Consider the following 24,287-nt stretch of genomic DNA (forward strand, 5'->3'; position numbering starts at 1 on the left):
TATGTCGCTCTGGTTTTCACATCCTCTGTTCCTTCCATCGCTGGTTGTTGGCATCACCATCATCCTCTGGGCGACTTCGCTGTTGCCTGAATTTATCACCGCGCTTTTATTCTTTACCGTCGCGATGGCGGCGAAAATCGCCCCGCCGGAGGTCATTTTCGGCGGCTTTGCCTCATCGGCCTTCTGGCTGGTGTTCAGCGGTTTTGTGCTCGGCGTGGCGATCCGCAAAACGGGGCTTGCCGACCGGGCGGCGAGGGCGCTGTCGGCAAGGCTGACTGATTCGTGGCTGCGCATGGTGGCGAGCGTGGTGTTGCTGAGTTATGCGTTGGCGTTTGTGATGCCCTCCAATATGGGGCGAATCGCGCTGCTGATGCCGATTGTCGCGGCGATGGCGTCTCGCGCTGGCATTAAAGAGGGCACCCGCCCGTGGTACGGGCTGGCGTTGGCGGTTGGTTTCGGTACGTTCCAGCTTTCCGCTACCATTCTGCCCGCCAACGTACCCAACCTGGTGATGAGCGGCGCGGCGGAAGGCGCATGGGGCATCCACCTGAACTATCTGCCCTATCTGTTGCTGCACACGCCGGTGCTCGGCTGGTTGAAAGGCGCGCTGCTTATCGGGCTGATTTGCTGGCTCTTCCCCGGCAAACCACAGCCACCAAAAGCCGTAGAGGCGGCGCCGCCCATGAGCGGGGCAGAGAAGCGCCTGGCCTGGCTGCTGGCGATCGTGCTAACCCTGTGGGTGACGGAGAGCTGGCACGGCATCGGCCCGGCGTGGACGGGCCTGGCGGCGGCGTGCGTGACGCTGCTACCGCGCGTCGGGTTTATCAGCGGCGAGGAGTTCTCGGCGGGCGTGAACATTCGCACCTGTATTTACGTCGCCGGGATTCTGGGGCTGGCGATTACCGTCACCCAGACGGGCATTGGTGATGCGGTAGGCGAGGCGCTGCTGCGCGTGATGCCGCTCGACCCGGAACGCCCGTTCACCAGTTTTGTCGCCCTGACGGGGATCACGACCGCGCTCAACTTCATTATGACCGCCAACGGCGTGCCGGCGCTCTACACCACCTTTGCGCAAAGTTTTGCTGAGGCGACAAATTTCCCGCTGTTGAGCGTGATTATGATTCAGGTGCTGGGGTATTCCACGCCGCTTCTGCCGTATCAAGCGTCGCCGATTGTGGTGGCGATGGCGTTAGGGAAAGTGCCTGCAAGGGCGGGGATGATGCTGTGTCTGGCGCTGGCGGCGGCGAGTTATCTGCTTCTATTGCCGCTGGATTATCTTTGGTATCAGGTGTTAGGGAAGTTGTAAGTATTTGCCGGATGCGCTGCGCTTATCCGGCCTACATCGTCAGGACTGTAGGCCGGATAAGGCGAAGCCGCCATCCGGCGCGTAAACAGGATTAAGCCTGTTTAGCCGCTTCTGCTGCTTTAACGATCACCGCGAAAGCGTCTGCTTTCAGGGATGCGCCGCCAACCAGCGCGCCGTCGATGTCCGGCTGGGTGAACAGCTCGGCTGCGTTGCTCGCGTTAACGGAACCGCCGTACTGGATGATAACCTGTTCAGCGATTTTCGCGTCAGCTTTAGCAATGTGGTCACGGATAAATTTGTGAACCGCCTGAGCCTGAGCTGGGGTCGCAGATTTGCCAGTACCGATTGCCCATACTGGTTCGTAAGCGATAACCACGCCTTCGAATGCCGCTGCGCCCTGAGTTTTCAGGACTGCGTCGATCTGACGTGCGCACACTTCTTCAGTTTTGCCCGCTTCGTTTTCTGCTTCGGTTTCACCGATACACAGAACCGGAGTCAGACCCTGTTCTTTCAGCACGGCGAATTTTTTCGCGATCAGTTCGTCAGACTCTTTGTGGTAAGTACGACGCTCAGAGTGACCGATAATGATGTACTGTGCGCCAAGGTCTTTCAGCATGGCAGCAGACGTTTCACCGGTGAACGCGCCAGACAGGTTCAGGTCAACGTTCTGCGCGCCCAGCATGATGTGGCTGCCTTCAGCTTCACGCTTCGCCATATCGATGTACAGTTCCGGCGGCGCGATCGCTACGCCACAACCCGCAACACCTGCCAGTTCTTTACGCAGGTTAGAAAGCAGTTCGTGAACCATGTGGCGGCTGCCGTTCAGTTTCCAGTTACCCATCACTAATGGATGTCGCATTTTAATTCTCCACGCTTGTTAGCGAATTAAGGAATATGGCCGCCCGAGTGGGCGGCATGGTCTGTGAATCAGTATAGAGAGTGTTCATCCTGAAGGCTTTGCTTTTTATCATTTATTCGCCTCCTTCAAGATTTTCAGATAGCGCCAGCTTAATCGGTTCAACAGCGAAGGTCAGCCCTTTTTCGCCATTATCTGCGACAACATAACGAATCGCGCCTTCGCTGGTGGTGAAGTAATGCTTCCCTTTGCCTTGTGCCAGTAACTTTTGCAGTTTCTGCTGGCTCTGCGCTTTGGTGAGCGTCGGGGTAAACAGACGCAACACCGCCGTCATGTATTCCAGCGCTTTGGCTTTCGCCGACTTTTGTTCCGGGCCGGGAATAGGCAGCCAGGTTATCTGCATCGACTTGATTTTCAGCGTTCCGCGTTCGAGCGCGGTGGACGCATACAGATTTTCGTTAATTTTACTCGCCGCGCGCGTCAGGTTGAGCTTATCGCGGCTGGAAGAAATCGAACGAAACTCACTGAGGGGCAGCGACGGGTTATCAATATTAAACCGCTCGCGGAACTGACTGATGGAGAGATCGAACGTGGGCGCGCCGGAAAGCAAATAGGGCGCGGTGGTATCCGGAGACTCAACGGCAAACGCGAAGCGGCCAGCGCTCAGGGCGATAACGCCTGCAAGACACACAGAGATCCACTTCTTCATGTTGGTCGTCCTCATATTCTCCAGCAGACGATTAAAACGGGAACGGCCTCGCTTGTCAAAAAGAGAGGGTTTCAGGGTACACTACGCCGCATGATGAGAATAAGGAATCAGACATGACCCTACAGCAATGGTTGTTTTCAATTAAGGGCCGCATTGGTCGCCGTGATTTCTGGATCTGGATGGGGATCTGGCTGCTGGCGATGGTGATTCTGTTTACGCTGGCTGGCGGCGAGATGCTCAGCATTCAGACCGCGGCGTTTATCCTGGTTTGCCTGCTGTGGCCAACGGCGGCGGTCACGGTGAAGCGTCTGCACGATCGCGGTAAATCCGGCATCTGGGCCCTGCTGATGGTGCTGGCGTGGATGCTGTTGGCCGGTAACTGGGCGATGCTGCCGGGCGTCTGGCAGTGGGGCGTGGGGCGATTCATTCCGACGCTGATTATCGTGATGATGCTGATTGACCTGGGCGCGTTTGTCGGCACCCAGGGGGAAAACAAGTACGGTAAAGATACGCAGGACGTAAAATACCGCTGATTACCAGTAATGTTCCGCCGTCATGTGGCCTGGGCGGCGGCGCAGATGTTTGGTCATCTGGCGGGTATCTTTCAGCAACTGCTGGGTATCGCGCACCATCTGCGGGTTTCCGCATAACATCACGTGGCTGGTTTCGGCGTTCATCGGCAGGCCAACCGCCTCTTCCAGCGCACCGCTTTCAATCAATGCGGGCACGCGTCCGGTCAGGGAATCCGCCACCGTTTCGCGACTGACCACGGTTTTTATGCGCAACTTTCCTTCGTAGCGTTTCTCAAGCTCCTGCATCAACGGCAGATAACTTAAGTCGGCGGCAAAGCGCGCGGCGTGAACCAGCACGATATTTTTAAAGCGCTCTAAATCTTTCCCTTCCTGCAAAATCGACAGATACGGGCCAATCGCCGTGCCGGTTGCCAGCATCCACAGGGTTTCGCAGTCTGGCACTTCATCCAGCACAAAGAAGCCTGCCGCTTCACTGACAATCTGTACATCATCACCCGGCTTCAGCGCGGCGAGGCGCGGGCTCAATTTTCCCTCTGGTACGGTGACCAGATAGAACTCAAGATCGGGATTGCTGGGGGCGTTAACGTAGGAGTAGGCGCGCTGCACGCGCTCGCCGTCGACATCCAGACCCAATTTGGCAAACTGCCCGGCGGTGAAGGGATTAACGGGGGCGTGAACGGTGAGGCTAAACAGTGCATCGGTCCAGAAATGCACCTTTGTGACTTTACCTGTTACCCAATCGGCCATGATCGTCTCCTCTGCGCGTTATTATCCTATCTTCGCTGTGTCGGGAGAAGATTTCCAGCCCCGCGGGGCCGGAAAGCTCAATTGAACAAATGATTTACAGGATGTGATTCTGGATCTCAGGGTCTTTGCGATCGAGATAATGAATCGACTGAATGCGGCGAATAGTGCGTGATTTTCCGCGGATCAGCAGCGTCTCGGTGGTGGCGATATTGCCTTTGCGGCTGATACCGTCCAACAGGTCGCCTTTGGTGATACCGGTGGCAGAGAAAATAACGTTGTCGCTGCGTGCCATATCGTCCAGCGTCAGCACTTTCCCGGCTTCGATACCCATTTCGTGGCAACGACGCAGTTCGTCTTCGCCAATACGGCGGTTCTCATCGCTGTCGCCTTTCACGTGATGACGCGCCAGCAGGCGGCCATGCATATCGCCATCCAGCGCGCGGATCACCGCCGCAGAGACCACGCCTTCCGGCGCGCCGCCGATACCGTAAAGCACATCAACTTCGCTGTCCGGCATGCAGGTCAGAATGGACGCCGCGACATCACCATCAGGAATGGCAAACACGCGCACGCCCAGTTTCTGCAACTCGGCAATCACCGTATCGTGGCGCGGTTTTGCCAGAATGGTAACCGTCAGCTCTTCAAATGGTTTATTCAGCGCGCTTGCGATATTGCGCAGGTTTTCTTCCAGCGGCTTGTTGAGGTCGATAACGCCTTTCGCGCCCGGCCCGACAATCAGCTTCTCCATGTACATATCCGGCGCGTTCAGGAAGCAGCCTTTATCGCCCACTGCCAGCACCGCCAGCGCATTTGCCTGGCCCATCGCGGTCATGCGGGTGCCTTCAATCGGATCGACAGCAATATCTACCGCATCGCCTTTGCCGGTGCCGACGTTTTCGCCAATGTAGAGCATTGGCGCTTCATCGATTTCGCCCTCGCCAATGACGATAGTGCCATCAATGTTGACCTTGTTGAGCATGATGCGCATCGCGTTTACCGCCGCGCCGTCAGCGACATTTTTATCGCCCCGGCCCAGCCATTTGTAACCTGCCAGCGCCGCCGCTTCCGTGACGCGCGAAAATTCGATAGCCAGTTCTCGTCTCATAGCAAACTCGTTTCAGAAGAAAAATTGCGCGAAGTTTAGCACAGCGGCACCAGACAGCCCTATTAATGACGGGTGTATCCTGTGTGGAAAAATCAGGGAGGCTTTATGAAACGGGGAAAAGTGCTGGAGCCAACGCTGCGTGAACGATGCCGGGCCATCTTTCTGAATGAGCCACCGGTGCAGTACGTCTGGGAGCCAGAGTTTGATTACGATACGGAATCGTTGCGTAAGCTGGCAAAGACGCCGTGGCAGCAGATTACGGGGCATCAACTAGGCTGCTATTACGTATTAAATCTGGTTTATCACGAACCGATGCAGCCAGAGCTGTTTCGCTATCTCTTTCCCCTGTGTCTTGCCGAGTGGCATGAAGCGCTGCTGTATGACGGCTACGGTGATTATTTTGAAGAGTCGTTATTGAAAGCGCTGCGACGGCCTTATCTGTGGCAGGAGATGATGGATAGTCAACAGCGCCAAAACGTTCGTCACTTTTTAATTGAGACGATGCTGGTGCAGATGGATAACGGACGCAGCTTTGACAGGCATCCCTGCGGATGGCTAACCACTTTCAATGGCCTTGGCGGCGCGGCTACGGTGATACGCGCTATCTGGACGCAGTGGTGGGCGCTGGAAACACCGGGCAGAGCCATTTGTGCGCTTCAGTACGCCGCTTATCTGATCTACCCGCAAGGTGATAATCCGCTTTGGCCGGATGAGCCGCGCTTGTGGTATCACCCGTTAAGCGATGAGCATGCGTGGACCGCGGAAAATCACGCGTTTTTACGCGGAGTGTTAACTACCGATGTTTTACTGGCGGGTGTTCAGGCCGCCGCCGAAAGATTGCGTGGCGAACCGGAAGGCGCAATGGCGGCGCGTATCGCGAGCGATGCGCTGAATGCCCACGATATCATCACCATTCAAATTGAAGACTTGCTGCTGGATTTGTCGCGTGACGAGTCGGGTCACGCGTTGGAATAACGTTCCGTTTCCGGCATCCAGCGCTCAATCAGCGCGGTGGCCTGCTGCGGATAACGTTCATGAACGTGGCGAGCGATGCGCTGAACTTCGGGGATCATTGCCTGATCGCGCAGTAAGTCCGCCACTTTGAATTCGGCATTGCCCGTCTGACGCGTGCCGAGCAGCTCGCCAGGACCGCGAATCTCGAGATCTTTTTGCGCAATCACAAAACCGTCGTTGCTGTCGCGCAGCACCTGCAGGCGCATTTGCGCAGTTTTCGACAGCGGCGATTTGTAGAGCAGCACACAGTGCGAGGCCACCGCGCCACGGCCCACGCGGCCACGCAGCTGGTGGAGTTGCGCAAGGCCCAGTCGCTCCGGGTTTTCGATAATCATCAGGCTGGCGTTCGGCACATCGACGCCCACTTCAATTACCGTGGTGGCAATCAGCAGATGCAGCTCGCCTTGCTTGAAAGATTGCATTACCGCCTGCTTTTCGGCAGGTTTCATACGCCCGTGAACGAGGCCGACGTTCAGTTCCGGCAGCGCCAGCTTTAACTCTTCCCACGTGGCTTCTGCCGCCTGCGCTTCCAGCAGCTCCGACTCTTCAATCAGCGTACAGACCCAGTAAGCCTGACGTCCCTCTTCGGTGCAGGCGTGACGTACGCGATTGATGATGTCGCTGCGGCGCGTGTCCGGGATCGCGACGGTGGTGACTGGCGTACGGCCTGGCGGCAGTTCGTCAATAACCGAAGTATCGAGATCGGCATAGGCGGTCATCGCCAGCGTTCGCGGAATCGGCGTCGCGGTCATAATCAACTGATGCGGATGAAAACCCTGCTGCTGGCCCTTCTCCCACAGCGCCAGACGCTGGTGGACGCCAAAGCGGTGCTGTTCATCGATAATCACCAGCGCGAGACCGTTAAACTGCACCTGTTCCTGGAAAATGGCATGAGTGCCGACAATCATCTGCACCTGGCCGCTGGCGATGGCTTCCTGCTGCGCCAGCCGCGCTTTCCCTTTTTGCTTCCCGGCGAGCCAGCCCACTTCGATACCGAGCGGCTCAAACCAGGTGCGGAAGTTATTGGCGTGTTGTTCGGCGAGCAGTTCGGTGGGTGCCATCAACGCCACCTGCTTGCCGTGGGCAATCGCCCTTAATGCTGCCAGCGCGGCAACCAGCGTTTTACCGGAACCCACATCGCCCTGAACCAGACGCATCATCGGCACGTCGAGCGCCATATCGCGTTCAATTTCGGCCACCACGCGGGTTTGCGCGCCAGTGGGTTTGAACGGCAGCGAATCGAGAAAACGGTTTTTAAGCTCGCCCTGTTCATTCAGCGGCAGGGCGTGATAGCGCTGAGCCCCGGCGCGGAGCGCCAGCATGCTCAGGTTATGGGCAAGTAACTCTTCCAGAATTAAGCGCCGCTGGGCCGGATGCTTGCCGGTTTCCAGGTCGCTGAGTTGTAGCGATGGCGGTGGGCGGTGCAGGGTGCGCAGCGCTTCCGGCAGGCTCATCATGCCGGAGGCTAATTCTGGCGGCAGCAGTTCGGCGATGGCGCAGGTATCGAGGAGATCCAACGCCTGGTCGGTCAGCTTGCGCAGCGTCGCCTGCTTGATGCCTTCGGTGGTCGGATAAACCGGCGTGAGCGTCTCCTGCAATTCAGGCGTGCTCAAATCGCCCTGTACGCGGTATTCCGGGTGGATCATCTCCGCGCCAAATTTGCCGCGCTTCGCTTCACCGTAGGCCAGCACGCGACGCCCGGTCGCAAGGCTGTTTTTCATCGCCGCGTTGAAGTTGAAAAAGCGCATGGTGAGGATGCCCGTGCCGTCGCTAATCTGGCAGGTCATCATTCGGCGGCCACCGAAGGTAATGTTGGAATTGAGTACTTCGCCTTCTACCGTGGCATAAATACCCGGCAACAGTTCGCCGATAGGGTAGAGGTGTGTGCGGTCTTCGTAGCGTAGCGGCAGATGAAGCAGCAAGTCCTGCACCGTATGCAGGCCAATTTTGGCGAGCTTCTGGCTTTGCGCTGCGCCAACGCCCGTTAGCGAACTGAGCGGAACAGCATCTAACAGGCGACTTTGCATGGGTTACCTCGTGGCCTGCATGGTGGCCCACCAGGTCGCGTCGGCTTCAATCTCGCCGCGATCGTTGACGTGCGGGTAGGGAAGGCCTTTGCGCCTGGCGACGTTTGCCAGCACCGGATAACCGCCTTCAAACAGCAGGCGCTGTTGTTCGTCGTCCGGCAGCATACTGTTTTCACGCTGATACATACCGGCGTTCTGCCGCTGGCGCTGCGCTTCATACAGAATCAGCGCCGAGGCCACGGAGACGTTGAGCGACTGCACCATGCCGATCATCGGAATAATGATGTCCTGGTCTGCGAGTGCTAACGCTTCCTGAGTGATGCCGGTTTTCTCCTGACCCATTAAAATACAGGTCGGGCGCGTATAATCGATTTCGCGAAAATCGACTGCTTTATCAGAGAGATTGGTCGCCAGCACCTGCATACCGCGCCCTTTCAGATGCGAAACCGCCTCGCCAATTGTCGGATGCGTTTTAACCGAAACCCAGCTGTTGCTGCCCGCCGCCGTTGAAGCCATGGTGCGCATACGGCTGCCCGGCCAGACGGCGTGAACTTCATGTACGCCCACCGCGTCAGCGGTGCGCACAATCGCTGAAACGTTATGAGGTTTGTGGACCTGCTCCATGCAGACGGTCAGGTCAGGCTGTCGCCTGGCGAGCATCTCGCGGATACGCGCATAACGTTTAGAATTCATAAAACTAGTTTCGGTTACGTGTGACTTTAATGACGTCCGGCATTACGCGGATTTTGCGCATGATATTCGCCAGATGCACGCGGTCGCGCGCCGTCAGGCGGATAAAGGCGCTGTAAACGCGGCCATCTTTCTCTTCAGTATTCAGGCTCTGAATATTGGACGTCGCTGTATTGATTGCCGCCGTCAGGTTGGCCAGCGCCCCCTGATGGTTGAACATATCCACCTTAATCTCGGTGATAAATTCTTGCTCAGTCTCTTTATCCCACTCCACCGCCATGAACTTCTCTGGCTCTTTCTGGTAGCCACGAATGTTACGGCAGGATTCATGGTGGATAACCAGGCCTTTGCCTGGGCTGACGTGAGCGATAATTGGGTCGCCAGGGATTGGACGGCAGCATTTTGCGAAGGTGATCAGCACGCCATCTGCGCCTTTGATAGGCAGATGCGCATGGCCGGAAGCACCCGGTGCGGAAGGTGTGGCTTCGCCTTGTTGCAGGTTTTTCGCCACCACCACGCTCATGGCGTTGCCGAGGCCGATTTCAGCCAGCAGATCGTCAAGCGAGGTGAGTTTCATGCGCTCAAGTTCGCGCTGGATATGCTCTGGCGGAATCTCCGCGAGCTTACGGCTGCCACCCAACGCATGGTTGAGCAGGCGACGTCCCAGGCTAACGGAATCATCACGCTTGAGGTTTTTCAGCAACTGACGAATTTTGGCGCGTGCTTTCGAGCTGACGACAAAGTTCAGCCAGGCGGCATTCGGGCGAGCGCCCGGCGCGGTAATGATTTCAACGGTCTGGCCGCTGGAGAGCGGCTGCGACAGCGGGTAAGGCTGACGGTCGACGCGTGCGCCCACGCAGGCATGACCGATATCGGTATGCACCGCATAAGCGAAGTCGACGGGCGTTGCACCGGCAGGCAGTTCGACAATGCGCCCTTCCGGTGTGAAAACGTAAATCTCATCCGGGAAGAGATCGGATTTAACGCTCTCGATAAATTCAAACGAGCTACCGGCGCTCTGTTGCAGCTCCAGCAGGCTCTGCATCCAGCGCTGAGCGCGGATTTGCGCGGTGGTGCTGGTTTCGCCGTGCTCTTTATAAGCCCAGTGAGCGGCAACACCCATCTCTGCCATCTGGTCCATATCTTCGGTGCGGATCTGGACCTCAACCGGCACGCCGTGCGGGCCAATCATCGAGGTGTGCAAAGATTGATAGCCGTTCGCTTTCGGAATGGCGATATAGTCTTTCACGCGACCCGGACGCGGCTTATACAGGCTGTGCATCTGGCCGAGCACGCGATAACAGGTGTCGGAATCATTGACGATCACGCGGAACGCGTAGATATCCATGATCGAGTGAAAACGCTGCTCTTTGAGCACCATTTTGCAGTAAATCGAATAAAGATGTTTCTCGCGACCACTGACGCGGCACGGTATTCCCGCCTCCTGTAAACGCCCTTCGATTTCCGAGAGGATTTTTTGGATCATCTCTTTACGGTTGCCGCGCGCGGCTTTCACCACTTCTTTAATTACGCGGTAACGGTTGGGATACAGCGCTTCAAAACCCAGCTCTTCGAGTTCGGTTTTAATGTGGTGGATACCTAAACGGTGTGCCAGCGGGCTGTAGATTTCGAGGGTTTCACGGGCGATGCGGCGACGTTTGTCCGGGCGAAGTGAGCCCAGCGTGCGCATGTTGTGGGTACGGTCTGCGAGTTTGATGAGGATGACGCGGATATCCTGCACCATCGCCATAATCATCTTGCGAAAGTTTTCGGCCTGCGCCTCTTTCTTATCGCGGAACTTGAGTTTATCAAGTTTCGACACCCCCTCTACCAGTTCGGCGACGCTTTTACCAAAAAGCTGTTCCATATCCTGGTAGGTAGCAGGGGTGTCTTCAATCACGTCATGCAGCAGCGCCGCCATCAGCGTTTCATAGTCGAGTTTCATCTCGGCCAGAATGCAGGCAACCGCTACGGGATGGGTGATATAGGGTTCACCGCTTGAACGTGTCTGGCCCTCGTGAGCGTCACGTGCAACGAGGTACGCCTGCCGCAGACGTTTGATTTGATCTTCCGGCAGGTAGTTTTGAATCAGCTGATTCAGGCTTTCAAACAGATACAAGGGCGACCCGCTCTGTAATTAACGACGACCTTCAGCAATAGCGGTAACGGCCTGTAATTCAGCGGCTTCCTGCTCTTGCTGTTCCTGGCGCTCGCGCACGTCGAGGATCTGGTTGTTGATCAGACCTTCTTCGATTTCGCGCAGTGCGATTACTGTGGTTTTATCGTTTTCTTCCGGTACCAGCGGATCCTTTCCGCCTACCTGCATCTGACGAGCGCGACGCGCGGCGACCAGTACCAGGTCAAAACGGTTACCAATTTTCTCTACAGCGTCCTGAACAGTTACGCGTGCCATACTTTAATGCTCCACAGGTGAAGAAATGACTGGGCATGATACTGAAAGTGGGTTCAGTCTGCCAATAGTTTGCTGATTAAAGCGTCATGTCGCTGCTTTTGGCGGCTCATGCGCAGACGTTCAGCACGGATAATCGTTTTCAGATCGCCTAAAGCGGTATCGAAATCGTCGTTCACGATCAGATAATCATATTCCGCGTAATGGCTCATTTCTGCAACTGCCTGCGCCATTCGTTTGGTGATCACCTCTTCGCTGTCCTGACCGCGGCCACGCAGGCGGCGATCCAGTTCAATTTTGGACGGCGGCAGGATAAAGATACTGCGCGCGTGCGGCATTTTAGTCCGAATTTGCTGCGCGCCCTGCCAGTCGATATCAAGGAAAACATCGACGCCCGTTGCCAGCACTTGCTCAATGGTTTCACGTGAGGTGCCGTAGTAATTACCGAACACTTCCGCATGTTCAAGAAACGCGTCTCTGCCAATCATGGTTTTGAATTCGTCATGATTCACAAAGTAATAATGTTCACCGTGTACTTCACCCGGACGCGGCGCGCGCGTGGTATGCGAAACAGAAACCTGAGTGTCGTATAACGGTTGGGTTTTCAATAAAGCCTGAATCAGGCTGGATTTACCTGCGCCACTGGGGGCAGAAACAATATAAAGCGTGCCTTGAGCCATGAGTATTTGTGTATGTTGCCAGCAATGAAGTTCTACATACGGGCTTATTATACACGTCGGCGCATCGTGACGTAGTCTTTGTCACACTTTTTGCGCTGGTTTCTTTCATTTTGCGTGCCACTTTCCTGATTTCCTTACCTGTTGCTGCAACAAATCAATTTCCCTGGAAGGCTCCTCGGGGATTTCGCATCAGGCGTTCGCAATCTTTTTCGCCGGGCGGTAAAACACCGCTACAGCGCAAATGGAGGGGCGAAAGTGAAAAGGATACTACTGCTGTTTATCGCAACCGTAACGGGGGCTCAGGCAACTTGCCCTGCCTGGGCTCCCGCACGAGCGGAACGGGAAATTACGCAGCTTACGGCGCAAATTGCACGCTGGAATGACGACTACTGGCGGCAGGGAGCGAGCGAGGTGAACGACGGCGTTTACGATCAGCTTTCGACGCGACTGGCCCAGTGGCAGCGCTGCTTTGGTTATGCCGAAGGCGGCGAGAGCGCGCCGCCGCGTCTGCTTTCCGGCGTTATGCATCCGGTCGCCCATACGGGCGTACAGAAGCTGGCAGATGCGCGTGCGGTGAGTCAGTGGATGGCGGGCAAACGTCATCTCTGGGTGCAGCCCAAGGTAGACGGCGTCGCGGTGACGCTGGTTTATCACCAGGGTCGCTTGCAGCAGGCCATCAGCCGTGGCGATGGCCTGAAAGGGGAAGACTGGACTGAGAAAGCGCGACACATTCCGGCTATTCCCAAAACGGTAACGGGCAGGCTGGCGGAAAGCGTGTTGCAGGGGGAAATATTCCTGCAACGCAGCGACCATATTCAAAAGCAGATGGGCGGCATGAACGCTCGCGTTAAGGTCGCTGGTGCCCTGATGCAGCAAGGCGAAAGCAAAACACTGGCGCACCTTGGTGCGTTTATCTGGGCGTGGCCCGATGGGCCGCAGTCCATGGAAGAGCGTCTAACCTTGCTGAGCCAGGCCGGGTTTTCGCTGGCGCAGCGTTATTCGAAACCGGTGATGCAGGTTGACGATATCGCGAGGTGGCGCGATCGCTGGTTTACCTCACCGCTGCCGTTCGTGACCGATGGCGTGGTGATTCGTTCGGCCGATGAGCCCGAAGGCAAACACTGGCTGCCCACGCAGGGGAGCTGGGTTGCCGCCTGGAAATATGTTCCAGCGGCGCAGGTGGCTGAGGTCAAAACAGTAAGCTTCACGGTGGGGCGTACAGGAAAGATTGCCGTCGTCGCGCAGCTTATGCCGGTGAAGCTGGATGATAAACAGGTTCAGCGGGTGAATATCGGTTCAGTTGCCCGCTGGCAAACGCTGGATATCGCCGAGGGCGATCAGGTGCTGGTCAGCCTGGCCGGGCAGGGGATCCCACGCATTGATAGCGTGGTCTGGCGCAGTACGCAGCGTATCAAGCCCACGCCGCCTGCGCAGAAATACAATGCGCTCACCTGCTTTTATGCTACGACTGGCTGCGAAGGTCAGTTTATGGCGCGGCTGGAATGGCTGAGCTCAAAAGCGGTTTTTGATATTGATGGCCTGGGCCGCGCGGGCTGGCAGACGCTGCACCAGGCACAGCCTCTGGAGCATCTTTTCTCGTGGCTGGCGCTAACGCCGGAGCAGCTACGCGGCACGCCAGGGTTCACGCCGTCCCGCGCGACGCAACTCTGGCATCAGTTCAATCTTGTGCGCCAGCAGCCGTTTAAGCGTTGGGTGATGGCGTTCGGTTTACCGCTGAGCAGAGCGGCGCTGGATGCGCTGGCGGATAACCGCTGGGAGACGTTGGTGTCGAGAAGTGCTCAGGACTGGCAACGCCTGCCGGGGATGGGAAACCTGCGTGCGCAGCGGATGGTGGAGGCGGTGCATCATCCGGACATTTCCCGGCTGGCGCAGTGGCTCGCCAGCCAGAAAATCCCCGGGTTTTAATCTCAGTGCGCGTTGTGCTTGTAATAAAACACCGGCAGACCCAGCTTCAGACGCAGCGCCAGCAGGCGGGCCGTGAAGCCAAACAGCAGGGTGGCGATCACCACGATATCCTGGTTGCTGACATAGTGTTGCAACGCAACATAGAGCACGGCGGCGGAAAACGACACGCCCGCGTATAGTTCTTTCTGGAACACCAGAGGAATGCGCTTGCAGAACATATCGCGCAGCACACCGCCAAATACGCCGGTAACGACGGCAGCGATGGTCGCGATAACCGGGCCTTCCCCCATATCCAGCGCGATTTGCGCACCGATGATAGAGAACACCACCAGACCGAGTGCATCCAGCACCAGAAACAGTTTACGCAAATAGGGCATTACCGGGGCCACAATGGTGGTCAAAACTGCCGCTGTCGCCACAATAATCACGTATTCCGGGTGCTTTACCCAGCCCAGCGGATAATGACCTAACAGGATATCGCGCACCGAACCGCCGCCCAGGGCGGTGGCCGTCGCGATAATAATGACGCCAAAGGTATCCATGCGTCGACGCCCGGCGGCTAAAGCGCCGGTCATGGCTTCGGCGGTAATGCCGATAAGGTAAAGAACGTGCAGTAACATATGAGCCCCCGAAATCGATGGCGGAAGGGTAGCGATTTGTGCGCGACGTCACGATTGAGATTTTCTAAGGTGAAGGGTTTTGGCTTAGAAAAAGTAATGGCTGAATGTGATAAATATTAGGTTTGATGTGATCTACGGGTAGATTGTCTTAAAATTCAGATTAGAATATTTAAATGTGGTTCACGTTCGGGCCCGATGAACCACATCGGGATCATGCTGTTATTTTTTATCCAGCTTCTTTGCCACCGTTTCCAACTGCTTGATGCTTTTGTTCGGTACGGGAAGGCTTTCAGGCATCGTACCGCCCAGTTCCTTGATGGTTTGGCGCACCTTTTTGCCCACCTCGAAATGGGTTTCATTAGCCTTTTTCTTTGAGTTCACCTGATCTCGTCGCAACTTCTCTTCCGTCTGGGTCGCGCGGAACAGATTCGCGGCAAGCTCGGTTGAACCCATATGGTCGAGTATTTTTTGGCTCTTTTTTAGCCCTTTGCGTTGATGAATAGCTTTCTGATCCAACCCACCATACAGGCCCTGATAACCATGGTTCTGGAATACGGCAAAATCGAGAGTGGTTTCTACACCGGCCTGCTGAGCCGCTTCAACCAAATGTTTATTATGTTCTTTCAATTCGTTGCGTAGAAAAAGACGCTTTTCGTCTTCACGAAGTTGTTTAAATGCCTCGTCGTCCGCGAGTTCCTGTCGGCGTGTCTGGATAGCGAAGTAGGTCTGTCCGGCAGCAATAACGGGTTTAGTTGGGTCGCCATTTTGTACGACCAGGTAGCATGCGTAGCGGGAAAGGATAATATCCTTTATTTCTCGCTGAGCCCCTGAACCGATTTGGACCATTTCGAGCACATCCTCGAAATGGTCCAAAATGGCATGGCCACTTTGCTTACAAGCCTCTTTGGCTCGCGTGAGCACCGGAGTGAAGTGTCGGTACTCCGAGTAGTCCAGTAATTTGGATAATGCCCGTGCAGACCAGAATTCTGCGCCATTCTGATCGACCTGCTTTATTTCTTCAAACGGCTGATGTTCGTTCATCGCTCACTCCTTGATATGCGCGTTGTATAAGAGATCTCTCCAGAATCTTCCCTGGAACAGCCGAAGCATAACAAAAAGGCCCACAGAATCTGTGGGCCTGGCAGCATTCAGGAGCGACGAGAATCACTCAATATTCTGAATCTGCTCGCGCATCTGCTCGATCAGAACTTTAAGCTCAATTGCAGAATTCGTGACATCCGCATTGATGGATTTCGACGCCAGCGTGTTCGACTCGCGGTTAAATTCCTGCATCATAAAGTCCAGACGGCGGCCCACGGCCTCTTTCTTCTTCAGGATGTTGTAGGTTTCTTTAACGTGCGCTTCCAGACGGTCGAGCTCTTCGGCGACGTCGATGCGCTGCGCCATCAGCACCAGTTCTTGCTCAAGACGGTTATTTTCCAGCTGAACTTCGGCATCTTCCAGTTTGGCGACCAGGCGTTCACGCTGCCATTGCAGAATTTCCGGCATATGGGCGCGCACTTTGGCGACTTCATTGCTGACGCCTTCCAGGCGCTGCTCGATCAGCGCTTTCAGAGCCTGACCTTCTGTTTCGCGGGCGATAATGAAGGCATCCAGCGCTTTATCCAGCGCCGAAAGAATTTCAGCGGTGATGGCGTCCAGATCTTGTTCCTGTGCCGCCATGACGCCCGGCCAGCGCAGAATATCGACCGGGTTAATCTCGCCTTCGTCGCTCTGCATTTTGACCCAGTTCGCCGCGTTAACCAGCTGCTTAGCCAGTTTCTCGTTGAGGATCAGTTCGCCCTGCGCGCTGGCGTCAGGCTCAAAACGCAGGGTGCATTCAACTTTACCGCGCGTCAGACGCGTGCGCAGCCGCTCGCGGACAACCGGCTCCAGGCTGCGGAACTGTACCGGCAGACGGAAATAGGTTTCTAGATAACGCTGGTTTACTGAGCGCAGTTCCCAGGCGGCGCTGCCCCACTGGCCCTTGATTTCATGGCGGGCGTAGGCGGTCATACTGCGGATCATAGACGTTCCTGTTTTTAAAGGAGTGATGGAGGGATTATAGCTATCCCTCACCTGCCAGGATAGGAATAACCGCCGGAAGTCCGTATAATGCGCAGCCACATTCGTTTCAAGCCGGAGATTTTATCATGCGTCCAGCAGGCCGTAGCGCTAACCAGGTGCGTCCCGTCACCCTGACCCGTAATTACACAAAACACGCTGAAGGCTCCGTGCTCGTCGAATTCGGTGAAACCAAAGTCCTGTGCACCGCGTCTGTTGAAGAGAGCGTGCCCCGTTTCCTGAAAGGTCAGGGCCAGGGTTGGATCACCGCAGAATATGGCATGCTGCCGCGCGCCACGCACACCCGTAACGCGCGTGAAGCGGCGAAGGGCAAGCAGGGCGGCCGTACCATGGAAATTCAGCGCCTGATCGCGCGCGCGCTGCGTGCGGCGGTTGATCTGAAAGCGCTGGGCGAATTCACCATTACCCTCGACTGCGACGTAATCCAGGCCGATGGCGGCACCCGTACTGCGTCTATCACTGGTGCCTGCGTGGCACTGGCCGATGCGCTGAACAAACTGGTTGCTGCCGGTAAACTGAAAACCAACCCAATGAAAGGGATGGTGGCTGCGGTTTCCGTTGGCATTGTCGACGGTGAAGCGCGTTGTGACCTCGAGTACGTTGAAGATTCGGCGGCAGAAACCGACATGAACGTGGTGATGATGGAAGATGGCCGCATGATTGAGGTGCAGGGCACCGCAGAGGGCGAGCCGTTCAGCCACGAAGAGCTACTTACCCTGCTGGCATTGGCCCGAGGGGGTATCGAATCCATTGTAGCGACGCAGAAGGCGGCGCTGGAAAACTGATTTTTAAGGCGACTGATGAGTCGCCTTTTTTTTGTCCGTAGAAAAGTAAGTAAGGAGCGAATCCATGAAACCGTATCAGCGCCAGTTTATTGAATTTGCGCTTAGCAAGCAGGTACTGAAGTTTGGCGAATTTACGCTGAAATCCGGGCGCAAGAGCCCCTATTTCTTCAACGCCGGGCTGTTTAATACCGGGCGCGATCTGGCGTTGTTAGGCCGCTTCTATGCCGAAGCGCTGGTCGATTCCGCGATCGATTTTGACCTGCTGTTTGGCCCGGCCTACAAAGGTATTCCAATTGCCACCACCACGGCTGTTGCGCTGGCGGAGCATCACGACCGCGATCTGCCGTACTGCTTTAACCGCAAAGAAGCGAAAGATCACGGCGAGGGCGGCAGCCTGGTAGGTAGCCCGCTCCAGGGGCGCGTGATGCTGGTGGATGATGTGATCACCGCAGGCACGGCAATCCGTGAATCAATGGAAATTATTCAGGCCAACGGCGCAACGCTTGCCGGCGTGCTGATCTCTCTCGATCGTCAGGAGCGTGGCCGTGGCGAGATTTCTGCGATTCAGGAAGTGGAGCGCGACTACGGTTGCAAAGTTATCTCCATCATCACCCTGAAAGACCTGATTGCGTATCTGGAAGAAAAACCAGAAATGGCCGAGCATCTGGCCGCTGTGCGCGCTTATCGCGAAGCGTACGGCGTCTGATCCATCACGCTGCGGGTATCCGCCCGCAGCGTGATGTGCCGAATAGTTTTCCCCGCAATGCCCATGCTATGCTTTCTGTGCCAGCAGTGGCGATAGCGTTTCTGGAGTTTTCCAGAAGGGTCGGCGAGTCGCCGACTTAACGCCCGCAGTTCACTCATATACCCAAAGCCGTTCCATTGTACCTCGGCACGTTTCACGTGCGCGCGCTGTCGCGCGAAGTACATTTCCACGCCTTCGGGATGGTTTTCGAGTATCGCCGCTGTTGGCACCCACTTTTCTCAGCGATGTGGAGCGTTGAATGGATGCGACCCGGGTTTGCCTTCTGGCGCTGGACTTATTTAGCTCTCCGGGCTGGAGCGCGAACGAAGAGATACGCAGGCTGTATGCACTCAGCAACAGCACGGCGAAGCATTACCGCCCCATCATTTTGTCGAAACGCGACGGCGGTGAGCGGCAGATCCTGGCACCTGATTACCTGCTCAAAACCGTGCAGCGCAATATCCTGAAGAACGTCCTCGCGCAATTCCCGGTTTCACCCTATGCAACGGCCTATCGCCCCGGCAGTACTGTGGCGCACAACGCGCGGCCTCATCTTTCTCAACCGCAGATCCTGAAGCTTGATATTGAAGGCTTTTTTGACAATATCAGCTGGCTACAGGTATGGCGAGTTTTCCGGCAGACCACATTGCCCAACGCCGTAGTGACGATGCTGACCCACCTTTGCTGCTATCGCGATGCGTTACCGCAGGGGGCGGCCACCTCGCCGGCGATCTCGAACCTGGTCATGCAGAGTTTTGATGAACGGATGGGCCGCTGGTGCCAGGAGCGCCACATTGCCTACACGCGTTACTGCGACGATATGACCTTTTCCGGCGAGTTTTCCGCCCGGCTGGTGCGCATTAAAGTCGCTGCGCTGCTGGCTGAAAGCGGGTTTCGGCTGAATAAACGCAAAACAGTGCAGATACCCGCGCATAAACAACAGACGGTGACGGGTATCGTGGTGAACGAAAAGCTGCAACTTTCCCGCGAACAGCGGCGATTACTGCGCCAGGAAGTGCATTTCTGCCGGAAATTTGGCGTTGTGTCGCACCTTAGTCGCAGCGGTCATCCAACAGAATCGGCTCTGCGTTATCTTCAGCGTTTGCAGGGGAAAATAGCCTGGCTGCTACAGATTAACCCGGACGATTGCGCGTTCAGGCAGGCGCTGCGTGATGTGCAGCAAATGATAAGGCAGATTGCTCTGCCTGAGACACGTTAGCGAAGCTGCATGGCCATGAGCGGCCAGCGGGCATCAAAATCGTCGGTGGGGCGATATTTGAATTCGCTGCGGACAAAGCGAGAGAGCATGCCTTCACAGAAGGCGAGCAGCTGGCTTGCCAGCAGGGTTTCATCCGTCTCGTAGCCTTCGCCTTCACGCATTTTTCGCTCGCGCAGCACCTGGCGCAACTGGGCTTCAATGCGTTCAAAAAGTTGATTGATGCGTCCCTGCAGGCGGTCCTGCTCGAACATCAACGCGTGGCCGGTGAGAATACGCGTCAGGCCAGGGTTACGCTCACCAAATCCGAGGATCAGCAAAACAATCAGGCGCAGGCGCGCGGTGGTGTCCTTTTCATCCTTTAAAATCAGGTTGATGCGGGTAATCAGGCTATCTTCGATAAACTCGATAAGGCTATCGAACATGCGTGTCTTGCTGGGAAAGTGGCGGTAGAGCGCCGCTTCGGAAACGCCAACAGAAGCCGCCAATTTTGCCGTGGTAATGCGTTGGCTACCATCACTGGATTCAAGCATTAGCGCCAGAGATTGAAGTATTTCTTCGCGACGATTCCGTTTCGCAGTTTGCTTTTCTGCCATGTTCTAAAATACCCCTGAAAATAAATGCTCGTCAGGCAGACATCCACACAGTGACCGCAAATCCGAGTTTGCAGTGATGTTATTGCATTATGACGCTGTGGGATGCGTTCAAATGTCTCTGCCCCGCGTGACGCCGGGCAGAGGCAGGACCGGTTACTGACGCCCGGAGTGGCCGAAGCCGCCTTCGCCACGTTCGGTGGCATCGAAATCTTCAACCAGATTAAACTCGGCCTGCACGACCGGGACAATAATCATTTGTGCGACGCGTTCACCAGGTTCGATGGTGAAGGTGGTTTGCCCACGGTTCCAGATAGAGACCATCAGTTGCCCCTGATAATCGGAATCGATAAGGCCGACCAGGTTACCCAGAACGATACCGTGTTTATGGCCCAGACCCGAGCGCGGCAGCATCATCGCCGCCAGAGAAGGATCGGCGATATGAATCGCCAGACCGGTCGGCAGCAGTGTCGTTTGACCCGGTTCCAGCACGATTGCGCTATCAAGGCAGGCACGCAGATCAAGCCCGGCAGAGCCAGGGGTTGCATAGGTCGGCAGCGGGAATTCCTGACCAATACGCGGGTCCAGAATCTTAACGTCGATTTTTTTCATCATAACGGGTAACGATCTCGTTCAGTAAAAGTTGGCCCAGCAGCGCTTTGCTGCTTAACGGTAAGCGTTTATCGCCGTCCTGCCAGAAAAGGTGTAATGCGTTGTTATCGCTATTAAAGCCTTGATTTGTCTGTGATACATCGTTAGCGCAGATCAGATCGAGGTTTTTGCGGGCGCGTTTTTGCCGCGCATATTCTTCCACATTATTCGTTTCGGCGGCAAATCCGACGACGTAAGGGCGGTTCGTTTTTAGCGCTGCAACGCCTGCTACGATGTCCGGGTTTTTCACCATTTTGATAATAAATTCATCGCCCTGCGTGTCCTGCTTTTTAATTTTTTCATCGGCAATGACGGCGGCACGATAATCCGCCACGGCGGCACAGCCAATGAAAATATGCTGTTTTTGTGCGCCGGCCTGAACGGCTGCATCCATCTCCTGCGCGGTCGTCACGTCAATGCGCTGCACAAAAGCGGGCGTCGCGAGCGACACCGGGCCGCTTACCAGGGTGACATTTGCGCCGCGCTGAGCGGCTGCCTCGGCAATAGCAAAGCCCATCTTACCGGAGCTGTGATTGCTGATATAGCGAACGGGATCTAACGGCTCGCGGGTGGGGCCCGCGGTAATCATGATGTTCAGATGTTGCAGATCTTTGACAGGTGAAAAATGCGCCGCAGCCATATCAACGATGGTTAACGGGTCGAGCATGCGGCCCGGCCCGATATCGCCACAGGCCTGGCTGCCGCTGTCCGGGCCCCAGATAAGCAGGTCACGAGATGCCAGAACTGACAGATTATGCTGCGTGGCCGCCGCACGATACATCTGTTGATTCATCGCGGGCACTACGGCAACCGGCGATGGCGTCGCCAGGCAAATGGTGGAAACCAGGTCGTTAGCCATACCGGCCGCTACGCGAGCGATGAGGTCCGCCGTGGCGGGGGCGAGAATCACGAGATCCGCCCATTTTCCCAACTCGATGTGGCCCATTGCCGCTTCTGCCGCCGGGTCGAGCAGGCTGTCGGACACCGGATAACCGGAGACGGCTTGCAGGCTTAGCGGGGTGATGAAAGCTTTCGCCGCCTCGGTCATGGCAACGCGCACTTCGGCGCCACGGTCACGCAAACGGCGCACCAGTTCGGGGGCTTTATAGGCCGCGATACCGCCGCTCACGCCGAGAACAATTTTTTTTCCGGCCAGGCTCATCATGATTCTTTCCTGTCGAGTTCATCTGAAAGTGGGATTTTATCACAATATTTTCGGGGTCGTGCGGTTAGGGAGTATCCACTTTGCGAGGGGCTACGCAAGAGTAAAAAGTGACCCGCGCAGGTTGTTCATTGCTGTGGCAGGATGGCGAATATTGTCAGGGAGGAGCCGTTATGGATAGCTCAGGTGCGCTGATGCCGCGCGAAAAAATGCAGAAAATGGGCATCGAATCACTGTCCGATGTGGAGTTGCTGGCGCTGTTTTTGCGCACCGGCACGCGGGACAAAGACGTCATGACCTGGTCGCGCGATCTACTGCATCACTTTGGCTCGCTGTATGAGCTGCTTTCGGCTTCGGAGCAGGACATCACCGAACAATACGGCATGGGGCTGGCGAAGTGCGCGCAGTTAAAAGGCATTGCTGAGCTGGCGCGGCGCTATTTTAGCCTGCGGGTGCTGGCGAAGAATGCGTTACTCAGCCCGGAGATGACCCGTGAATTTTTGCAAAGTCAACTCAGTGACGAAATGCGCGAGATCTTTATCGTGATCTTTCTCGACAACCAGAATCGGGTGCTGAAACACAGCCGACTTTTTGCCGGCACACTGAGCCATGTGGAAGTGCATCCGCGCGAAATTGTACGAGAAGCCATCAAAGTGAACGCTGCGGCGGTGATCCTGGCGCATAATCATCCTTCAGGAAGTGCTGAACCCAGTAAATCAGACAGACTTATCACCGAAAGGGTGGTAAAATCATGCCAATTCATGGATATACGCGTCCTTGACCACCTCGTTATTGGGCGTGGTGAGTATGTCTCTTTTGCCGAACGCGGTTGGATTTAGCCGATTATTACGCGATCCACCGGGATCTTTGTCTGTTCGGGACTTGAGCATAACGCCGGGTCAGCGTATACTACGCCACCTTTGAGAATCTCGGGTTTGGCATTTGGGCCTGGCAATCGAGAGTTCACTTAGAACTATGCGATGACCGGGCTGTAAAGCCTGACGAGGCGCCGATACCCCATACGAAGCTCGAGCTAATTTGATTTTTGGAGAATAGACATGTCCCGAGTCTGCCAAGTTACTGGCAAGCGTCCGGTGACCGGTAACAACCGTTCCCACGCACTGAACGCGACTAAACGCCGTTTCCTGCCGAACCTGCACTCTCACCGTTTCTGGGTTGAGAGCGAGAAGCGTTTTGTCACCCTGCGCGTATCTGCTAAAGGTATGCGTGTAATCGATAAAAAAGGCATCGATACAGTTCTTTCTGAACTGCGTGCCCGTGGCGAAAAGTACTAAGTACTTAGAGGAAATAAATCATGGCTAAAGGTATTCGTGAGAAAATCAAGCTGGTTTCTTCTGCTGGTACTGGTCACTTCTATACCACCACGAAGAACAAACGTACTAAACCGGAAAAACTGGAACTGAAAAAATTCGATCCAGTTGTCCGTCAGCACGTTCTGTACAAAGAAGCTAAAATCAAATAATTTTAGATTCGATGTCACGAAAAACCTCGCCTCGGCGGGGTTTTTTGTTTTCTGGCCGTCCCCATATTGAAGACATCAGTTAAACAGTCGGAGACGCTATGCCTGAATTACCCGAAGTTGAAACCAGCCGCCGCGGCATTGAACCGCATCTGGTTGGCGCAACCATCCAGTATGCGATTATCCGCAACGGACGCCTGCGCTGGCCCGTCTCCGATGAAATTCACCGCCTGAGCGACAAACCCGTTCTCAGCGTTCAACGTCGCGCCAAATATCTGCTGCTGGAGCTGCCGGATGGCTGGATTATCATCCACCTCGGTATGTCGGGTAGCCTGCGCATATTGACGGAAGAACTCCCGGCAGAAAAACACGACCACGTTGACCTGGTGATGAGCAACGGCAAAGTGCTGCGATATACGGACCCACGCCGCTTTGGTGCCTGGCTGTGGACAAAAGAGCTGGAAGGGCACAACGTACTGGCACATCTCGGTCCTGAGCCGCTGAGCGACGAATTCAACGCAGAGTACCTGCAACAGAAGTGTGCGAAGAAGAAAACGGCGATTAAGCCCTGGCTAATGGATAACAAGCTGGTGGTCGGGGTAGGGAATATCTATGCCAGTGAATCGCTGTTTGCGGCGGGGATTCATCCTGACCGACTCGCGTCGTCGCTGTCGCCGCAGGAGTGCGCGCTGCTGGTCAGCACCATCAAGGCGGTCTTGTTGCGTTCGATTGAACAGGGCGGAACCACCCTGAAAGATTTCCTGCAAAGCGACGGTAAGCCGGGCTACTTTGCCCAGGAGCTACAGGTGTACGGTCGCAAGGGCGAGCCGTGTCGGGTATGCGGAACGCCGATTATCGCCACCAAACACGCACAGCGCGCGACGTTTTACTGTCGTCAGTGTCAGAAATGAGTGGGTTGCGAGCCGGATGACATCATCCGGCAAACG

Annotated in this window: 27 protein-coding genes; 11 read left to right on the forward strand and 16 right to left on the reverse strand. The window is 55.8% G+C overall.

The features are described from left to right. The first annotated feature begins 1 nt into the window (after position 1). Complete coding sequence (locus G163CM_RS18375) at positions 2-1,306, forward strand: SLC13 family permease (protein ID WP_015343990.1); 1,305 nt, start codon at positions 2-4, stop codon at positions 1,304-1,306. A gap of 91 nt (positions 1,307-1,397) precedes the next feature. Here the strand turns inward: G163CM_RS18375 and tpiA are convergent, their stop codons facing one another. Together tpiA and G163CM_RS18385 are read right to left on the reverse strand one after the other, a co-directional pair. Then, positions 1,398-2,165, reverse strand: a complete 768-nt coding sequence (gene tpiA / locus G163CM_RS18380; RefSeq protein WP_015343991.1) for a triose-phosphate isomerase — start codon at positions 2,163-2,165, stop codon at positions 1,398-1,400. Positions 2,166-2,277: 112 nt separating this feature from the next. Next, positions 2,278-2,871 (reverse strand): YiiQ family protein, encoded by a 594-nt coding sequence (locus G163CM_RS18385; protein WP_231825895.1) that lies wholly within the window; start codon positions 2,869-2,871, stop codon positions 2,278-2,280. A 113-nt stretch (positions 2,872-2,984) separates the two neighbouring features. Here G163CM_RS18385 and G163CM_RS18390 point away from each other — a divergent pair, with 113 nt between their 5' ends. Beyond that, positions 2,985-3,404, forward strand: coding sequence for a DUF805 domain-containing protein (locus G163CM_RS18390; RefSeq protein ID WP_015343994.1), 420 nt, complete (start codon positions 2,985-2,987; stop codon positions 3,402-3,404). On the opposite strand, the gene fpr is transcribed toward G163CM_RS18390, so the two are convergent. Together fpr and glpX are read right to left on the reverse strand one after the other, a co-directional pair. After that, complete coding sequence (gene fpr / locus G163CM_RS18395; RefSeq protein WP_108476548.1) at positions 3,405-4,151, reverse strand: ferredoxin--NADP(+) reductase; 747 nt, start codon at positions 4,149-4,151, stop codon at positions 3,405-3,407. A gap of 94 nt (positions 4,152-4,245) precedes the next feature. Continuing rightward, complete coding sequence (gene glpX, locus G163CM_RS18400; protein WP_231825896.1) at positions 4,246-5,256, reverse strand: class II fructose-bisphosphatase; 1,011 nt, start codon at positions 5,254-5,256, stop codon at positions 4,246-4,248. A gap of 105 nt (positions 5,257-5,361) precedes the next feature. Between glpX and G163CM_RS18405 the strand changes: the two genes are divergently transcribed. Next, positions 5,362-6,231, forward strand: coding sequence for a hypothetical protein (locus G163CM_RS18405; protein WP_231825897.1), 870 nt, complete (start codon positions 5,362-5,364; stop codon positions 6,229-6,231). Here G163CM_RS18405 and recG read toward each other — a convergent pair. The 5 genes from recG to gmk are packed head-to-tail and all read right to left on the reverse strand — an operon-like array spanning position 6,216 to position 12,077. After that, on the reverse strand, positions 6,216-8,297 hold the full coding sequence (gene recG / locus G163CM_RS18410) for an ATP-dependent DNA helicase RecG (protein WP_231825898.1): 2,082 nt from the start codon (positions 8,295-8,297) through the stop codon (positions 6,216-6,218). The genes G163CM_RS18405 and recG overlap by 16 nt on opposite strands. Positions 8,298-8,300: 3 nt before the next feature. Further along, positions 8,301-8,990, reverse strand: a complete 690-nt coding sequence (trmH, locus tag G163CM_RS18415; protein WP_015343998.1) for a tRNA (guanosine(18)-2'-O)-methyltransferase TrmH — start codon at positions 8,988-8,990, stop codon at positions 8,301-8,303. A gap of 4 nt (positions 8,991-8,994) precedes the next feature. Further along, positions 8,995-11,106, reverse strand: a complete 2,112-nt coding sequence (gene spoT, locus G163CM_RS18420) for a bifunctional GTP diphosphokinase/guanosine-3',5'-bis pyrophosphate 3'-pyrophosphohydrolase (protein WP_231825899.1) — start codon at positions 11,104-11,106, stop codon at positions 8,995-8,997. A gap of 18 nt (positions 11,107-11,124) precedes the next feature. Next, complete coding sequence (rpoZ, locus tag G163CM_RS18425; RefSeq protein WP_000135058.1) at positions 11,125-11,400, reverse strand: DNA-directed RNA polymerase subunit omega; 276 nt, start codon at positions 11,398-11,400, stop codon at positions 11,125-11,127. Positions 11,401-11,453: 53 nt separating this feature from the next. Then, positions 11,454-12,077: a guanylate kinase gene (gene gmk / locus G163CM_RS18430; RefSeq protein WP_015962457.1), complete on the reverse strand. Its 624-nt coding sequence runs from the start codon at positions 12,075-12,077 to the stop codon at positions 11,454-11,456. A 255-nt stretch (positions 12,078-12,332) separates the two neighbouring features. On the opposite strand from gmk, the gene ligB reads away from it, so the two are divergent. Then, entirely contained in the window at positions 12,333-14,003 is a 1,671-nt protein-coding gene (gene ligB, locus G163CM_RS18435; RefSeq protein ID WP_231825900.1) for an NAD-dependent DNA ligase LigB, read from the forward strand. A gap of 2 nt (positions 14,004-14,005) precedes the next feature. Here ligB and G163CM_RS18440 read toward each other — a convergent pair whose 3' ends face one another. The 3 genes from G163CM_RS18440 to G163CM_RS18450 form a co-directional block, all read right to left on the reverse strand. Continuing rightward, positions 14,006-14,623, reverse strand: coding sequence for a trimeric intracellular cation channel family protein (locus tag G163CM_RS18440; protein WP_015962459.1), 618 nt, complete (start codon positions 14,621-14,623; stop codon positions 14,006-14,008). Positions 14,624-14,842: 219 nt separating this feature from the next. Continuing rightward, positions 14,843-15,664, reverse strand: a complete 822-nt coding sequence (dinD, locus tag G163CM_RS18445) for a DNA damage-inducible protein D (protein WP_231825901.1) — start codon at positions 15,662-15,664, stop codon at positions 14,843-14,845. Positions 15,665-15,787: 123 nt separating this feature from the next. Beyond that, a complete protein-coding gene (locus tag G163CM_RS18450; protein ID WP_231825902.1) occupies positions 15,788-16,651 on the reverse strand; it encodes a YicC/YloC family endoribonuclease in 864 nt (287 codons plus the stop codon). A gap of 125 nt (positions 16,652-16,776) precedes the next feature. Between G163CM_RS18450 and rph the strand changes: the two genes are divergently transcribed. Together rph and pyrE are read left to right on the forward strand one after the other, a co-directional pair. Beyond that, positions 16,777-17,493, forward strand: a complete 717-nt coding sequence (gene rph, locus G163CM_RS18455; RefSeq protein ID WP_015962461.1) for a ribonuclease PH — start codon at positions 16,777-16,779, stop codon at positions 17,491-17,493. 64 nt (positions 17,494-17,557) lie between these two features. Continuing rightward, positions 17,558-18,199, forward strand: coding sequence for an orotate phosphoribosyltransferase (gene pyrE / locus G163CM_RS18460; protein WP_015962462.1), 642 nt, complete (start codon positions 17,558-17,560; stop codon positions 18,197-18,199). On the opposite strand, the gene G163CM_RS18465 is transcribed toward pyrE, so the two are convergent. Continuing rightward, positions 18,175-18,423: a hypothetical protein gene (locus G163CM_RS18465; protein WP_015962463.1), complete on the reverse strand. Its 249-nt coding sequence runs from the start codon at positions 18,421-18,423 to the stop codon at positions 18,175-18,177. The genes pyrE and G163CM_RS18465 overlap by 25 nt on opposite strands. 74 nt (positions 18,424-18,497) lie before the next feature. Between G163CM_RS18465 and G163CM_RS18470 the strand changes: the two genes are divergently transcribed. Further along, positions 18,498-19,457, forward strand: coding sequence for a reverse transcriptase family protein (locus tag G163CM_RS18470; RefSeq protein ID WP_231825903.1), 960 nt, complete (start codon positions 18,498-18,500; stop codon positions 19,455-19,457). On the opposite strand, the gene slmA is transcribed toward G163CM_RS18470, so the two are convergent. From slmA to coaBC, 3 genes are all read right to left on the reverse strand, one after another. Continuing rightward, entirely contained in the window at positions 19,454-20,050 is a 597-nt protein-coding gene (slmA, locus tag G163CM_RS18475) for a nucleoid occlusion factor SlmA (RefSeq protein WP_015962465.1), read from the reverse strand. The genes G163CM_RS18470 and slmA overlap by 4 nt on opposite strands. A gap of 153 nt (positions 20,051-20,203) precedes the next feature. Then, on the reverse strand, positions 20,204-20,662 hold the full coding sequence (gene dut / locus G163CM_RS18480; protein WP_015962466.1) for a dUTP diphosphatase: 459 nt from the start codon (positions 20,660-20,662) through the stop codon (positions 20,204-20,206). Next, positions 20,640-21,860, reverse strand: coding sequence for a bifunctional phosphopantothenoylcysteine decarboxylase/phosphopantothenate--cysteine ligase CoaBC (coaBC, locus tag G163CM_RS18485; RefSeq protein ID WP_231828396.1), 1,221 nt, complete (start codon positions 21,858-21,860; stop codon positions 20,640-20,642). Before coaBC ends, dut begins: the two co-directional genes overlap by 23 nt. A 173-nt stretch (positions 21,861-22,033) precedes the next feature. Between coaBC and radC the strand changes: the two genes are divergently transcribed. From radC to mutM, 4 genes are all read left to right on the forward strand, one after another. Beyond that, on the forward strand, positions 22,034-22,699 hold the full coding sequence (radC, locus tag G163CM_RS18490) for a RadC family protein (protein ID WP_015962468.1): 666 nt from the start codon (positions 22,034-22,036) through the stop codon (positions 22,697-22,699). Between the two features lie 219 nt (positions 22,700-22,918). Then, positions 22,919-23,155: a 50S ribosomal protein L28 gene (gene rpmB, locus G163CM_RS18495; protein WP_002436699.1), complete on the forward strand. Its 237-nt coding sequence runs from the start codon at positions 22,919-22,921 to the stop codon at positions 23,153-23,155. 20 nt (positions 23,156-23,175) lie between these two features. Then, on the forward strand, positions 23,176-23,343 hold the full coding sequence (gene rpmG, locus G163CM_RS18500; RefSeq protein ID WP_003024094.1) for a 50S ribosomal protein L33: 168 nt from the start codon (positions 23,176-23,178) through the stop codon (positions 23,341-23,343). Positions 23,344-23,441: 98 nt separating this feature from the next. Further along, the gene (gene mutM, locus G163CM_RS18505) at positions 23,442-24,251 is read left to right on the forward strand and encodes a bifunctional DNA-formamidopyrimidine glycosylase/DNA-(apurinic or apyrimidinic site) lyase (protein ID WP_015962469.1); all 810 of its coding nucleotides are present in this window, start codon (positions 23,442-23,444) and stop codon (positions 24,249-24,251) included. The last annotated feature ends 36 nt before the right edge of the window (positions 24,252-24,287 follow it).

It is taken from the genome of Pseudocitrobacter corydidari (assembly GCF_021172065.1).
GTDB classification, from domain to species: domain Bacteria; phylum Pseudomonadota; class Gammaproteobacteria; order Enterobacterales; family Enterobacteriaceae; genus Pseudocitrobacter; species Pseudocitrobacter corydidari.